Source organism: Microbacterium sp. ZXT2-5, from assembly GCF_055329545.1.
Window position 1 is genome coordinate 2,695,147 of record NZ_JBUZWD010000001.1, and the last position, 13,033, is coordinate 2,708,179.

Below are 13,033 nucleotides of genomic sequence, written 5' to 3' on the forward strand. Positions count from 1 at the left end.
CCGTGACGGATCTCGACGAGCACACGTACGACCTCGTCGTGCGGGGCGGGCGCGTCCTCGTCGGCGGCGCCGTCCGAGCCTGCGAGCTGGGCGTCGACGACGGGGCGATCGCCGCCATCGAGCCGCTCGGGCGTTCGCTCCCCGGCCGCAGGCTCGTCACGCTGCGCGAGGACGAGGTGCTCCTTCCCGGACTCGTCGACACGCACGTCCACGTCAACGAGCCCGGGCGCACGGCGTGGGAGGGGTTCGAGACGGCCACGAAGGCGGCGGCCGCCGGAGGAGTCACCACCATCATCGACATGCCGCTGAACAGCGTTCCGCCGACCGTCTCGGTCCCCGCGCTGGAGCGCAAGCGCAGCGCGGCGGCCGGTCAGGTCTTCATCGACGTCGGATTCTGGGGCGGAGCGGTGCCGGGCAACACCGGCGATCTCGCGTCGCTGCACGACGCGGGCGTGTTCGGCTTCAAGTGCTTCCTGGCACCGTCGGGCGTGGCGGAGTTCCCCCCGCTGGACGCCCGCGAGATGGAGCGCGCCATGGCCGAGACCGCCCGCCTGGGCTCGCTGCTCATCGTCCACGCCGAGGACGCCGACGCCCTCGCGCAGGCACCCGCCGCCGCGGGCACCGGCTACGGCGCCTTCCTCGCGTCACGTCCTCGCGCCGCCGAGGACCGCGCGATCGCCGACGTGGTGCGGCTGGCCCGCCGCACCGGCGCGCGCACCCACATCCTGCACCTGTCGTCGTCGGACGCCCTCCCGATGCTCGCGCGCGCGAAGCGCGAGGGCGTCCGCCTCAGCGTCGAGACGTGCCCGCACTACTTGACGCTCGTCGCGGAGGAGATCCCCGAGGGCGGGACCGCGTTCAAATGCTGCCCGCCGATCCGCGAGGCGCCCAACCGCGAGGGGCTGTGGCGCGGACTCGCCGACGGCACGATCGACGCGGTCGTGAGCGACCACTCGCCCTCGACCGTCGACCTCAAGCACATCGACGACGGCGACTTCGCGGCGGCCTGGGGAGGCATCGCATCGCTGCAGCTGGGACTGCCGCTGGTGTGGTCGGAGGCGCGGCGGCACGGCATCCGACTCGAGAAGGTGGTGGAATGGATGTCGGCGCGACCGGCGGCCCTGGCGGGTCTTGCCCGAAAGGGCGGCATCGCGCTCGGCTTCGACGCCGACCTCGTCGTGTTCGCACCGGACAGCGAGTTCGTCGTCGACGTCCACCGCCTGCACCACAGGAACCCCCTCACCCCGTACGACGGCCGCACGCTGTCGGGCGTCGTGCGGGAGACGTTCGTGCGGGGGCGGCGCGTGGACTTCGCCGAGCCCGGCGGACGCCTGCTGCGCCGCGGCGCCGCGTGAGCGCCGAGTCCGCGGTCGCCTGACCGCAGACCGACAAGCCCGGAAGAAGAGTGACATGTCCGCAGATCCCTACGGCGGTGGCCCCGACCTCCTCGACGCCGACACCGACCTCTGCAGGCCGGTCGCGACGCGTCCAGGACGCCACCGTGCCGTCGACCCCGCCATCGCCCGGTCCTGGCTGCTGGTGCCCGGCACCCGTCCCGACATATTCGACGACATGGCGGCGTCGCGGGCCGACGCGGTGGTGCTCGACATCGAGGACGCCGTCGACCCCAGCAAGAAGCCGCAGGCCCGGGCGGACGTGGTCGACTGGCTGCGGGCGGGGGGACGGGCGTGGGTGCGGGTCAACGACGCCGCGAGCCCCTTCTGGTCGGACGACCTCGCAGCGCTCGCCGGCATCCCGTCGCTCCTGGGCGTCATGCTGGCCAAGACCGAGTCGCCCGACCAGGTGACGAGCTCCTTCGACCGGCTCGGCGGCAACGCGCCGGTGGTCGCCCTCATCGAGTCGGCGATCGGCATGGAGGACGCCGCCCACATCGCCCGCGCACGCGGCGCCTTCCGGCTCGCGTTCGGCAGCGGCGACTTCCGCCGCGACACGGGCATGAGCGCGGATGCCGAGGCGATGGCGTACCCGCGCGCCCGTCTGGTCGTCGCCAGCCGCGTCGGCGACCTCCCCGGTCCCATCGACGGGCCGACGGTGGGCACCAGCATGCCGACGCTGCGCGAGCACTCCGCGATCACGGTGTCGATGGGCATGACGGGGAAGCTGTGCCTGGCCGCCGAGCAGGCGCCCGTCATCAACGAGGTGATCTGCCCGACGCCGAGCGAGGTGGAGTGGGCGTTGGACTTCCTCGCCGACTTCGAGGGCCGCGGGCGCGTCATCCGCGACGGCAGCGACTTGCCGCGTCTCGGCCGTGCGCAGAAGATCGAGAAGCTGGCTCTCGCGTTCGGCGTCCACCCGACGTCGTGAGCCGCCACCGAGCAGAGAGCGAAAGGGACGTACGACATGACTGAAGGCAATCGGCTGAGCGAGGGCGCACCGAATCCGGGCTTCGCGCTGCCCGACTCCACCGGTGCCGCGGTCCGGCCGGAGGACTTCGCCGGGCGCCGCCTCATCGTGTACTTCTACCCGGCCGCGTTCACCCCGGGCTGCACCACCGAGGCCTGCGACTTCCGCGACAACCTCGCCTCGCTGCAGGCAGCAGGGGTCGCAGTCGTCGGCATCTCGCCGGACTCGGTCGAGCGGCTGGCGGAGTGGGCCGAGGCCGAGCGGCTCGAGTTCCCGCTGCTGTCCGACGAGGACCACGCCGTCGCCGAGGCGTGGGGTGCGTGGGGACCGAAGGTGGTGAAGGGCCAGGAGCGCATCGGGCTCATCCGCTCGACCTTCGTGCTCGCACCCGACGGAACGATCGAGTCCGCTGAGTACGGCGTCGACCCGAACGGGCACGTCGACCGGCTCCGCGCGCAGCTCGCGGCCTGAGGCGCCGCGCCGCGATCCGCTCCTCGTCGCGCCGGATCCCTTTCCCGCGATGCTGGACGCAGGCCCGCCGCCGCGACACGATGGCTCGTGAGACGGCGAAGGGCGGGCGATGGAGCTCGAGGAGTTCAACCGGCTCGACGCGCGGTCGGCGGCCGAGCTGCTGCGACCGTGCCTCGACATCGATCGGTGGGTGCACGCCGTCGTCGCCGGCCGCCCGTACCGTGACCTCGCGGCGGCGGTCGAGTCCGCCCGTACGGCGGCGCGGCCCTGGACGACGGCCGAGATCGACCGCGCGCTGGCACGTCATCCGCGGATCGGCGAGCAGGCGGGCGGCGCGGATGCCGAGGCCGCGCTGTCGCGTGCCGAGCAGGCCGGCGTCGGGACGGCGTCCGCCGATGTCGCCGCGGCGCTCGCCGCCGGGAACCGGGCGTATGAGGCGACGTTCTCACGCGTGTTCCTCATCCGTGCAGCCGGTCGGAGCGCCGAGGAGATCCTCGAGGCGCTGCAGGAACGACTGACGCATTCCGAAGCCGAGGAGATCCCGGTGATCGCCGAGCAGCTCCGGCAGATCGCCGCCCTCCGGATGGAAGGGATCCTCACCGCATGAGCCACATCACCACCCACGTCCTGGATGCCTCGACCGGCAGACCCGCCTCCGGGGTCCGCGTCTCCCTCGCCACGGGCGACGGCGTCGGGATCGCCGCCGGCGTGACCGACGAGCGCGGGCGCGTCGCCGAGCTGGGGCCCGAGCGGCTCGAGCCGGGCGCGTACCGGCTGTCCTTCGCCATCGGCGACTACTTCGCAGCCTCCGGGCGGGAGACGTTCTACCCGGCGGTGTCGGTCGACTTCAGCGTCGCCGACGCCGACGAGCACTACCACGTGCCCCTGCTGATCAGCCCGTTCTCGTACTCCACGTATCGCGGGAACTGAGATGGAGGACAGCGCGTTCGTCCTCGGTGCCAACCAGTACGGCAAGGCGGAGGTGCGGCTCGTCCGCATCGACCGGGCGACCCCGCGCCACGAGATCACCGATCTCACCGTGACCTCGCAGCTGCGCGGGGACTTCGAAGCCGCTCACGTCCGCGGCGACAACGCGCGGATCGTAGCGACCGACACCCAGAAGAACACCGTCTACGCGCTCGCCCGCGACGACGTCGGATCGCCGGAGGCCTTCCTGCTGCGGCTGGGCCGTCACTTCACGGGAAGCTTCCCGTGGGTGAGCGGCGGGCGATGGGAGGCGGAGCAGGCCGCGTGGAGCCGGATCCCGGTGGGCGGCGAGGGGCACGAGCACTCATTCGTCCGCGGCGGGACGGAGACCCGCGTGGCGGTGGTCACGATCGACGGGCGCGACGAGACGGTCGTCGCGGGACTGCAGGACCTCGCCCTCCTGAAGACGACGGGGTCGGAGTTCCGCGGCTTCCCGCGGGACCGCTTCACGACGCTGGCCGACGTGACCGATCGCGTGCTGGCGACCCGCGTGAGAGCGCGATGGCGGTACAACCGACTCGACGTCGACTTCGACCAGACGTACGCCGACGTGCGCCGGGTCCTGCTGGAGACCTTCGCCCAGACGCATTCGCTGGCACTCCAGCAGACGCTGTTCGAGATGGCACGGCACACCCTGGCCGCGCACTCCGAGATCGACGAGGTGCGGCTGTCGATGCCGAACCTGCACCACTTCGCCGTGGACCTCAGTCCCTTCGGGCTCGACAACCCCGGCGAGGTCTTCTTTCCCGCCGACCGTCCGTACGGGCTCATCGAGGCGGCGGTGCTGCGCGAGGGCGCCGACGGCGATCATCCCGCGTGGCGCGGCATGGCCGGCTTCTGCTGAGCGGATGCCTCCGCCGGCCTGGTGAGCGGCGCGGCGGGGCGTGGCATCCGTGTCAGGGCATGCGGGTGACGAGCCTGCGCGCGTCCACCGTCTTGCGCCGCTCGGGACGCGACGTGCGGGGCTTGCCTCCCACGTAGAGCCAGCCCAGCAGCTCCTCGTTCTTCTTCAGGCCGTGCGCCTTGGCCACCGCCTTCGCGCGGGTGTAGTGCCCGGTTCGCCAGATCACGCCCCAGCCGGCCTCGTCGAGCAGCAGGCTCAGCATGTGGGCGACGCCGGAGGCCACCGCCTCCTGCTCCCATCGCGGCACCTTGTGGCTCTTGCGATAGCTCGCGACGACCGCCACGAGCAGTGGGGCGCGCAGCGGCTTGGACGAGACGCCCTTGTCGCCCTGCGCCTTGTTGATCGCACGGCCGAGCCGCTCTCTGTCGTCGCCGCGCAGCTCGATGATCCGCCACGGCTGCAGCGAAGAGTGGTCGGCGACGCGGCCCGCCGCGGCCACGAGCTCCAGCAGCTGCTCGTGCGTCGGCGCCTCGTCGGTGACCTTCGACCACGAGCGCCGCGCGAGAGCGGCATCGAGGGCGCCGGGCATCAGGCCTGGACCGGACCGTCGCCCGGCGTGAAGTTCAGCGAGATCGAGTTCATGCAGTAGCGGTCGCCCGTCGGCGTGCCGAAGCCGTCGGGGAAGACGTGTCCGAGATGCGAGCCGCAGTTCGCGCAGCGCACCTCGGTGCGCACCATGCCGTGGCTGCGGTCCTCGATGAGGTCGACCGCCTCGGGCCGGATCGACTCGTAGAAGCTCGGCCAGCCGCAGTGCGAGTCGAACTTCGTGCCGCTCTGGAAGAGCTCGGCGCCGCACGCCGCGCACGTGTAAAGGCCGGCACGGCTCTCATCGAGCAGTTCACCCGTCCAGGGTCGCTCCGTCCCGGCTTCTCGCAGCACGGCGTACTGCTCGGGGGTCAGTTCGGCGCGCCACTCGGCGTCGCTCTTGTCGACGGCGTAGGTCATGGGTCCCTCCTCTGCCGCGGATGCGGCACGCAGTCCATTCTTCCGCAGCATGACGAGGCGCGGTCGGTGCCCGCTGGGGGAACCCCCAGAACTGCGAGGCATCCGCCGATCCGCCAGGATGGCGGGGTGGCGGACCAGAACCGGGACCAGGATGCGGCCGACGTCGCGGAGCGATACGCGCGGTTCGCCCGAGACGAGGCGCCCGGCCGCTCCGCGCTGTACGCCCAGTGGGCGGCGGGCGTCGCCGCGGACCCCGCGACGGCGGCCGTCCTTGCCCGGATCCCTGCGACGCGGCGACAGCCGCCCCTCGTCTTCGCCGTCAGCCGCATGCTCGGCGCCCCGGAAGCGGGGTTCCCCGCCTGGGCGGAGTGGCTGCATGTGCACGCGGACACCGTCGTGGCGGAGGCATCCCGTCGCCGACTGCAGACCAACGAGCCGCAGCGGTGCGCGGCGCTCCTTCCCGCGCTCGCGGCCGTCGAGGGCCCGATCGCCCTTCTCGAGGTCGGCGCGAGCGCGGGGCTCTGCCTGTACCCGGACCGCTACTCCTACCGATACCGCACCGAAGGGGCGGTCGTGGCGCTCGATCCGGTCGACGGACCGTCGACCGTGGTGCTGGACTGCGAGGTGACCGGCGACGTGCCGTTGCGGATGCCGGACGTGGTGTGGCGCGCGGGAATCGATCTCGAACCGCTCGACGCCGGCGACCCTGCGGACCGCCGCTTCCTCACGAGTCTCGTCTGGCCGGGGGAGCGCGGACGCGGCGGCAGGATCCTCGCCGCGCTCGACATCGTCGCCGCCGACCCTCCGCTGCTGCGCGCCGGGGACGCCGCCGACCCCGACACGCTGCGCGCCGCCGCCGCCCTCGCGCCGCCGGAGGCGACGCTCGTGGTGACCACGCCGGGCGTGCTGCCCCACATCGCCCGCCCGGAGCGCGAGCGCCTCGTCGAGACCGTGCGGGGGCTGGACGCCGTCTGGGTCACGATCGACCCGCCCGGCCTGCACTCCGCAGCATCCTGGGCGTGGCAGCCCGCCGTCGACCCTGCGACCTGGGGCGGGTTCGTCCTCGGCGTCGACGGCCGCGCGCTCGCCGCCGTCGATCCGCTCGGCGCGTTCGTGCGCTGGCGCGCGTCGCGCCACGGAGAGACGGATGCCGCGGGCTAGCGTGGACGCGTGCCTCTGACCGACCGCGACCGCGCCATCCTCGACTTCGAGGCGGAGTGGCGCCGCCACGCGGGGGCCAAGGAGGAGGCGATCCGGGCCGACCTCGGCATCTCACCCGCGCGCTACTACCAGCTGCTCGGCCGTCTGATCGACACGGCCGACGCGCAGGAGCACGACCCGATGCTGGTGAAGCGCCTGCGGCGCCTGCGGGACGCGCGGGTGCACGACCGCGCGGCGCGCGCCGCCGACGCCCGCTGATCGCCCGGCGGGGTCGCGGGTCCGCCGGTCCTGAACACCCCGCGTTCGCCCGGTAGCATCGTCGGGTGCCGACCACGAGCTTCCCCCGCGATCGTTTCGACGACGTGCCGGAGACGGACCGCGTCGGCGCGCACCGGGCGGAGAACCCGCGCATGCGGGGCTGGGTCGTGCTGCTGTGGGCCGCGCTGGCCACCCTCGTGCTCATCGCAGTCGGCATCTTCGGCACCCTGATCGCCTCGGGCCGCATCGAGCTGGCACCCACCCCGGTGCCGACCGTCGAGCCGGTTCCCGAGGTGACACCGGTCGTCGACACGACCTACGCCGTGATGATCCTCAACGCGACTCCCGAGCAGGGGCTCGCCACCCAGCTGAAGGACGTCGTGGTCGCCGCCGGGTGGGCCGACGATGCCGTGACGGCGGGAGAGGCGGGCTCCGAGGACTTCCCGACGACCACCGTCTTCTACAGCGCCGCCGCCGACGAGGCCGCGGCCGCCGGCCTGGCGGAGGTGATCGGGGGCGCCGCCATCGAGCAGAGCGACGCCTACCCGTCGACCTCGCCCGACACGCCGCAGCTGACCGTCGTCGTCGGCCTGGACCGCACGGCCGCCGGACAGACGCCCGCCCCCACACCCTGACGCGCACCGCTCTGCAGCGCTCGGGCGGGAGTGTGTTTCGCGCCGGTAAACACTTGTGTGCCGGCGTGTCAACAAGTGACGAATCGCCCGATCGGCGTCCGCGCGCCTGCATACGATGAAGCCCAGCAACGCCGGCAACAGGAGAAACGCATGACCCAGGGCACCGTCAAATGGTTCAACGCCGAGAAGGGATTCGGCTTCATCACCGTCGCCGACGGCCAGGACGTCTTCGTCCACTACTCCAACATCGACATGACGGGTTTCCGCGTGCTCGAGGAGGGGCAGACCGTGGAGTTCACGGTCGGGGCGGGCCAGAAGGGTCCTCAGGCCGAGGCGGTGCGCGTCGTCTGAGCCCTCGGCTCAGCGCCCGACGCTGACGACACCCGAGACGGAGTGCCTCACGGCACTCCGTCTCTCTGCGTTTCGGCATCTCCTTCCCGCGGCTTGCACTCGGTAGGGTCGAGTGCCAGAATGATTTAGCACTCGTCTTCATTGAGTGCTAATTCCCAAAGCCAACGTTCCGGAGGGACGACACACACATGGCAAAGATCATCGCTTTCGACGAGGAGGCCCGTCGCGGCCTCGAGCGCGGCCTCAACATCCTGGCCGACGCCGTCAAGGTGACGCTCGGCCCGCGCGGTCGCAACGTCGTGCTCGAGAAGAAGTGGGGCGCCCCCACGATCACGAACGACGGTGTCTCGATCGCCAAGGAGATCGAGCTGGACGACCCGTACGAGAAGATCGGCGCGGAGCTCGTCAAGGAGGTCGCCAAGAAGACCGACGACGTCGCCGGTGACGGCACGACCACCGCGACCGTCCTCGCTCAGGCGCTCGTGCGCGAGGGTCTGCGCAACGTCGCAGCCGGCGCCGACCCCATCTCGCTCAAGAAGGGCATCGAGAAGGCCGTCGCCGCCATCACCGCCGAGCTGCTCGAGTCCGCAAAGGAGGTCGAGTCCAAGGACCAGATCGCCGCCACGGCGTCGATCTCGGCCGCTGACCCGGAGATCGGCCAGCTCATCGCCGAGGCCATCGACAAGGTCGGCAAGGAGGGCGTCGTCACCGTCGAGGAGTCGCAGACCTTCGGCACCGAGCTCGAGCTCACCGAGGGCATGCGCTTCGACAAGGGCTACATCAACCCCTACTTCGTCACGGACCCGGAGCGCCAGGAGGCCGTCTTCGAGGACCCGTACATCCTCATCGCGAACCAGAAGATCTCGAACATCAAGGACCTTCTGCCCGTCGTCGACAAGGTGATCCAGGACGGCAAGGAGCTCGTCATCATCGCCGAGGACGTCGAGGGTGAGGCTCTCGCGACGCTCGTGCTCAACAAGATCCGCGGCATCTTCAAGTCGGTCGCCGTCAAGGCTCCCGGCTTCGGCGACCGTCGCAAGGCGCAGCTGCAGGACATCGCGATCCTCACCGGCGGCCAGGTCATCACCGAGGAGGTCGGTCTCAAGCTCGAGAACGCCACCCTCGACCTGCTCGGCCGTGCGCGCAAGGTCATCGTCACCAAGGACGAGACCACGATCATCGAGGGTGTGGGCGACGCCGCTGCGATCGAGGGTCGCGTGACCCAGATCCGCCGCGAGATCGACAACACCGACAGCGACTACGACCGCGAGAAGCTCCAGGAGCGTCTTGCCAAGCTCGCCGGCGGCGTGGCCGTCATCAAGGCGGGTGCGGCCACCGAGGTCGAGCTGAAGGAGCGCAAGCACCGCATCGAGGACGCCGTTCGCAACGCGAAGGCGGCCGTCGAGGAGGGCATCGTCCCCGGTGGTGGCGTCGCCCTGATCCAGTCCGGCAAGAAGGCGCTCGACGCCCTCGAGCTGACGGGTGACGAGGCGACCGGCGCCAACATCGTGCGTGTCGCGATCGAGGCTCCGCTGAAGCAGATCGCCCTCAACGCCGGTCTCGAGCCGGGCGTCGTGGCGAACAAGGTGTCGGAGCTCCCCGCGGGTCACGGCCTGAACGCCGCCACGGGCGAGTACGGCGACCTGTTCGCGCAGGGCATCATCGACCCCGCCAAGGTGACCCGCTCGGCGCTGCAGAACGCCGCGTCGATCGCCGGTCTGTTCCTCACGACCGAGGCCGTCGTCGCCGACAAGCCCGAGAAGGTCGCGGCCCCGGCCGGCGACCCGACCGGTGGCATGGACTTCTGACCACGTCCACGACCGCGTAGCGTCTCCACAGAACGGCCCCTCCGCTTGGAGGGGCCGTTCTGTGTTCTCCGGGGGTCAGCGGAACATGCTGGTCGCCGCGAGCTCGGTGTCGGCGTACTGGCGCGCGGCGGACGCCAGTGCGGCGTTGATCTGCGCCAGCGACTCCTCCACCTGGCGCTGGGTTGCGCGCCACTGCTCGACGACGCCCGCGAAGGCGGCGGACGCCGCTCCCGTCCACGACGACTGCAGCTGCGTCAGCTGGGCCAGCATCGCGTCGGATTCGGCCTGGAGCCGGTCGATCGTGCCCCGCACGGAGGTGGTGGAGGCGAGGATGGTGTCGCTGTCGACGGTGAAGACGGCCATAGGTGCTCCTGATCGATGTGCGGTGGCCGGATGCCGAACCCGCCGTGCCCGCAACGCTAAGCGCGCGGCACGGGGGGAGGCGCGGCATCCGCCCTCATCTGTGCATCGGGCGTCGCGGGGCCGGGATGGGGAGGAGCCCCGTCACTCCGAGGCGTCGGCGAGGCGAGCGAGCGGCTGCGTCGGCGTATCGAGGTGCTCGGCGGCGTCGCGGATGTCGGCCAGCGGGAACGACACGCGGAAGGTCGCTCCGCCTCCGGGGGTGTCGACGACCCCGACCGAGCCGTGCAGCGCCTCGACGATCGACGCCACGATCGACAGCCCGAGGCCGGAGCCGCCCGTCTCGCGCGTGCGCGACGTGTCGGCGCGCCAGAAGCGCTGGAAGATCTTCTCCTTGATCTGGTCGGGCACCCCCTCGCCGTGATCGACGACCTCGACCCAGCCCATGTGCGCCCGTGCGTCGATGCCGACCCGCAGCTCGATGGGGGAGTCCTCCGGCGTGAAGCGGCGCGCATTGCCGAGCAGGTTCGTCACGACCTGCCGGATGCGGTTCTCATCTCCCAGCACGATCGGCGCGAGGGCGCCGGCGCGCGGCGAAGGCTCCGATTCGGGCAGCACGGAAGGCATCTCGCTGGACCCGTTCGCGCTGGAGGCCGGGACGGGCTTCGGGCGTCTCCGCAGCAGCGACAGCGTCGCGCCTGCCCGCGAGATCGCCGACGGGCCGCCGGTCCGCCGCTTCGCGTCGGGGTTGACGGCGTCGTCCTCCTCGTCGGGTGGGAGCGCGGGCTCCACGATCGTGGTGTCGATCGTGGTGACCGGGCGCCGGGGGGAGGCGGCCCGCACATCCAGAGCGGCGTCACGGGCGATGGGTCGCAGGTCGACGGGAGCGATGATCACGTCGCGCCGTTCGTCGAGACGCGCCAGCGCGAGCAGGTCCTCGACGAGCAGGCCCATGCGCACGGCCTCCTTCTCGATGCGGTCCATCGACTGGGCGACGTCGTCCTCGCCGCGCACCGCGCCCATGCGGTAGAGCTCGGCGTACCCGCGAACGGTGACCAGCGGCGTGCGCAGTTCGTGGCTGGCGTCGCCGATGAAGCGCCGCATCTGACGCACCGTGGCATCGCGCTGCGAGATCGCGCTGTCTACGCGATCGAGCATCGCGTTGATGGCGGTCTTGAGCCTGCCGACCTCGGTCGTGGTCGGTTCGATGTCCGTCATGCGCTGGCTGAGGTCGCCCGCCGCGATCGCGTCGGCGGTCGACTCGACCTGACCGAGGCTGCGGAACGTGAGGGTGACGAGGTAGCGGGTGGCGACCGCGCCGACGACAAGGATGACGAGCGCGAGGATGCCGTAGATGCCGATGTACTGGGCGACGATCTGGTTGCTGGGCGCCAGCGGCAGCGCGACGAGCTGCGTGTAGTAGTCCGAGACGCTCTCGATGAGATACAGGTCGGTGCTCGCGAGATACGTGTTGCCGGTTTCGGCGTTGGTGAGCGGGAAGGTCGACACACCGCGGATGGTGACCTCCTCGATGGTCATCACCTCGGGGAAGTCGGGGGGAGGCCCGCCGTTGCCGCCGGCGCTCGTCTCGAAGGCGCCGTCGGGACCGTAGATCGCGACGAAGTACGACGGGGAGGGCACATCGGTCTTCTTCGTGAACCGCGGGCCGGTCGCAGTGATCTCGATGTCGAAGAGCGTGCTGGCGACATCGGTGGCGGCCAGCTGCTGGGTCTGCTCGTCGACGCTGGCGACCAGGGCGTTGCGCAGGAAGACCGCCGTGCCGAGTCCGGCAGCGAACAGGCCGACGGCCAGGAGCGCGACGGTGACCCCGGTGACCTTCGCGCGCAGACTCGTGCCGCGCCACCACCGGGTGACCGCATCGGGCTGGTGAGCCAGGTCGCCCCTCCGTTTCCGGGTCCGCCGTCAGGCGGTCTTGCCGGCCTTCAGCATGTAGCCGAAGCCGCGCTTGGTCTGGATGAGGGGCTCGGACGAGTGTGGGTCGATCTTGCGGCGGAGGTACGAGATGTAGCTCTCCACGATGCCGGCATCGCCGTTGAAGTCGTACTCCCACACGTGGTCGAGGATCTGGGCCTTCGACAGCACCCGGTTGGGATTGAGCATGAGGTAGCGCAGCAGCTTGAACTCGGTCGGGCTGAGGTCGATCGAGACGTCCCCGACCTGCACGTCGTGCGTGTCCTGATCCATGGTCAGCTCGCCCGCCCGGATGATCGACTCCTCGTCGGCCTGCATGGTGCGCCGCAGGATCGCCTGGATGCGTGCGACGATCTCGTCGAGGCTGAAGGGCTTCGTGACGTAGTCGTCGCCTCCGGCGTTGAGTCCGGTGATCTTGTCCTCGGTCTCGTCCTTGGCGGTGAGGAAGAGGATCGGGGCGGTGTATCCGGCTCCGCGCAGGCGCTTGGTGACGCTGAAGCCGTTCATGTCGGGCAGCATCACGTCGAGGATGATGAGATCGGGCTCCTCTTCGAGGACGGCCGAGATCGTCTGCGCGCCATTCGACACGGCGCGGACCTGGAACCCGGCGAATCGCAGGCTCGTGATCAGCAGGTCGCGGATGTTCGGTTCGTCGTCCACGACGAGGATGCGCGGTGCGGTCATGCCCTCATTATGTCGGCGGATGCCATGGGATGTCTGGATATCGCTCCCGAGTCCGGCTTCCCCGCGCGCCCGGCACGGAGGAGCGCCCCTTGAACAAGCGGGCGGGCAGGGGGAGCATGGCAATCACAGACCCGCGCGCGCACGCTGCCGCAGGCCACGGGGGACGAAGGCCC

Annotated in this window: 16 protein-coding genes; 11 read left to right on the forward strand and 5 right to left on the reverse strand. The window is 71.1% G+C overall.

All coding sequences use genetic code 11. From position 1 onward, the window contains the following. The first annotated feature begins 2 nt into the window (after window positions 1–2). The 6 genes from allB (at window position 3) to pucL (ending at window position 4,666) form a co-directional block, all read left to right on the forward strand. Window positions 3–1,355, forward strand: a complete 1,353-nt coding sequence (allB, locus tag ACZBH1_RS12005) for an allantoinase AllB (protein WP_463646484.1) — start codon at window positions 3–5, stop codon at window positions 1,353–1,355. Window positions 1,356–1,410: 55 nt separating this feature from the next. Then, window positions 1,411–2,325, forward strand: a complete 915-nt coding sequence (locus ACZBH1_RS12010) for an HpcH/HpaI aldolase/citrate lyase family protein (protein WP_463646485.1) — start codon at window positions 1,411–1,413, stop codon at window positions 2,323–2,325. Between the two features lie 36 nt (window positions 2,326–2,361). Next, on the forward strand, window positions 2,362–2,835 hold the full coding sequence (gene bcp / locus ACZBH1_RS12015) for a thioredoxin-dependent thiol peroxidase (protein WP_336396682.1): 474 nt from the start codon (window positions 2,362–2,364) through the stop codon (window positions 2,833–2,835). A gap of 109 nt (window positions 2,836–2,944) precedes the next feature. After that, complete coding sequence (gene uraD, locus ACZBH1_RS12020; protein WP_336396681.1) at window positions 2,945–3,442, forward strand: 2-oxo-4-hydroxy-4-carboxy-5-ureidoimidazoline decarboxylase; 498 nt, start codon at window positions 2,945–2,947, stop codon at window positions 3,440–3,442. Next, entirely contained in the window at window positions 3,439–3,765 is a 327-nt protein-coding gene (gene uraH / locus ACZBH1_RS12025; RefSeq protein ID WP_463646486.1) for a hydroxyisourate hydrolase, read from the forward strand. Before uraD ends, uraH begins: the two co-directional genes overlap by 4 nt. A 1-nt stretch (window position 3,766) precedes the next feature. After that, on the forward strand, window positions 3,767–4,666 hold the full coding sequence (pucL, locus tag ACZBH1_RS12030) for a factor-independent urate hydroxylase (RefSeq protein ID WP_336396679.1): 900 nt from the start codon (window positions 3,767–3,769) through the stop codon (window positions 4,664–4,666). Window positions 4,667–4,718: 52 nt separating this feature from the next. On the opposite strand, the gene ACZBH1_RS12035 is transcribed toward pucL, so the two are convergent. Beyond that, entirely contained in the window at window positions 4,719–5,255 is a 537-nt protein-coding gene (locus tag ACZBH1_RS12035) for a nitroreductase family protein (RefSeq protein ID WP_336396678.1), read from the reverse strand. Further along, on the reverse strand, window positions 5,255–5,671 hold the full coding sequence (gene msrB / locus ACZBH1_RS12040) for a peptide-methionine (R)-S-oxide reductase MsrB (RefSeq protein ID WP_336396677.1): 417 nt from the start codon (window positions 5,669–5,671) through the stop codon (window positions 5,255–5,257). The genes ACZBH1_RS12035 and msrB overlap by 1 nt, the downstream gene beginning before the upstream one ends. A 126-nt stretch (window positions 5,672–5,797) precedes the next feature. Between msrB and ACZBH1_RS12045 the strand changes: the two genes are divergently transcribed. The 5 genes from ACZBH1_RS12045 to groL all read left to right on the forward strand — a co-directional run bounded on the left by ACZBH1_RS12045 (window position 5,798) and on the right by groL (window position 9,884). Next, the gene (locus tag ACZBH1_RS12045) at window positions 5,798–6,832 is read left to right on the forward strand and encodes a DUF2332 family protein (RefSeq protein WP_463646487.1); all 1,035 of its coding nucleotides are present in this window, start codon (window positions 5,798–5,800) and stop codon (window positions 6,830–6,832) included. Between the two features lie 9 nt (window positions 6,833–6,841). Further along, entirely contained in the window at window positions 6,842–7,090 is a 249-nt protein-coding gene (locus tag ACZBH1_RS12050; RefSeq protein ID WP_336396675.1) for a DUF3263 domain-containing protein, read from the forward strand. Between the two features lie 65 nt (window positions 7,091–7,155). Then, a complete protein-coding gene (locus ACZBH1_RS12055) occupies window positions 7,156–7,725 on the forward strand; it encodes a LytR C-terminal domain-containing protein (protein WP_336396674.1) in 570 nt (189 codons plus the stop codon). A 150-nt stretch (window positions 7,726–7,875) separates the two neighbouring features. After that, entirely contained in the window at window positions 7,876–8,076 is a 201-nt protein-coding gene (locus tag ACZBH1_RS12060) for a cold-shock protein (protein ID WP_336396673.1), read from the forward strand. A 188-nt stretch (window positions 8,077–8,264) separates the two neighbouring features. Further along, window positions 8,265–9,884, forward strand: a complete 1,620-nt coding sequence (gene groL / locus ACZBH1_RS12065) for a chaperonin GroEL (RefSeq protein WP_336396672.1) — start codon at window positions 8,265–8,267, stop codon at window positions 9,882–9,884. A 75-nt stretch (window positions 9,885–9,959) separates the two neighbouring features. Here the strand turns inward: groL and ACZBH1_RS12070 are convergent, their stop codons facing one another. The 3 genes from ACZBH1_RS12070 to ACZBH1_RS12080 all read right to left on the reverse strand — a co-directional run bounded on the left by ACZBH1_RS12070 (window position 9,960) and on the right by ACZBH1_RS12080 (window position 12,860). Beyond that, the gene (locus tag ACZBH1_RS12070) at window positions 9,960–10,247 is read right to left on the reverse strand and encodes a WXG100 family type VII secretion target (RefSeq protein ID WP_336396671.1); all 288 of its coding nucleotides are present in this window, start codon (window positions 10,245–10,247) and stop codon (window positions 9,960–9,962) included. A gap of 141 nt (window positions 10,248–10,388) precedes the next feature. Next, window positions 10,389–11,885 carry a sensor histidine kinase gene (locus ACZBH1_RS12075; protein WP_463646488.1) on the reverse strand — a complete coding sequence of 499 codons (1,497 nt, stop codon included), beginning with the start codon at window positions 11,883–11,885 and terminating at the stop codon, window positions 10,389–10,391. Window positions 11,886–12,167: 282 nt separating this feature from the next. Beyond that, complete coding sequence (locus tag ACZBH1_RS12080; protein ID WP_336396669.1) at window positions 12,168–12,860, reverse strand: response regulator transcription factor; 693 nt, start codon at window positions 12,858–12,860, stop codon at window positions 12,168–12,170. Window positions 12,861–13,033: the final 173 nt, after the last annotated feature.

Coding starts and splice junctions, on each gene's coding strand:
- ACZBH1_RS12010 (WP_463646485.1), top strand. CDS start 1,411: ATGTCCGCAGATCCCTACGGCGGTGGCCCCGACCTCCTCGACGCCGAC.
- bcp (WP_336396682.1), top strand. CDS start 2,362: ATGACTGAAGGCAATCGGCTGAGCGAGGGCGCACCGAATCCGGGCTTC.
- uraD (WP_336396681.1), top strand. CDS start 2,945: ATGGAGCTCGAGGAGTTCAACCGGCTCGACGCGCGGTCGGCGGCCGAG.
- uraH (WP_463646486.1), top strand. CDS start 3,439: ATGAGCCACATCACCACCCACGTCCTGGATGCCTCGACCGGCAGACCC.
- pucL (WP_336396679.1), top strand. CDS start 3,767: ATGGAGGACAGCGCGTTCGTCCTCGGTGCCAACCAGTACGGCAAGGCG.
- ACZBH1_RS12035 (WP_336396678.1), bottom strand. CDS start 5,255: ATGCCCGGCGCCCTCGATGCCGCTCTCGCGCGGCGCTCGTGGTCGAAG.
- msrB (WP_336396677.1), bottom strand. CDS start 5,671: ATGACCTACGCCGTCGACAAGAGCGACGCCGAGTGGCGCGCCGAACTG.
- ACZBH1_RS12060 (WP_336396673.1), top strand. CDS start 7,876: ATGACCCAGGGCACCGTCAAATGGTTCAACGCCGAGAAGGGATTCGGC.
- groL (WP_336396672.1), top strand. CDS start 8,265: ATGGCAAAGATCATCGCTTTCGACGAGGAGGCCCGTCGCGGCCTCGAG.
- ACZBH1_RS12070 (WP_336396671.1), bottom strand. CDS start 10,247: ATGGCCGTCTTCACCGTCGACAGCGACACCATCCTCGCCTCCACCACC.
- ACZBH1_RS12080 (WP_336396669.1), bottom strand. CDS start 12,860: ATGACCGCACCGCGCATCCTCGTCGTGGACGACGAACCGAACATCCGC.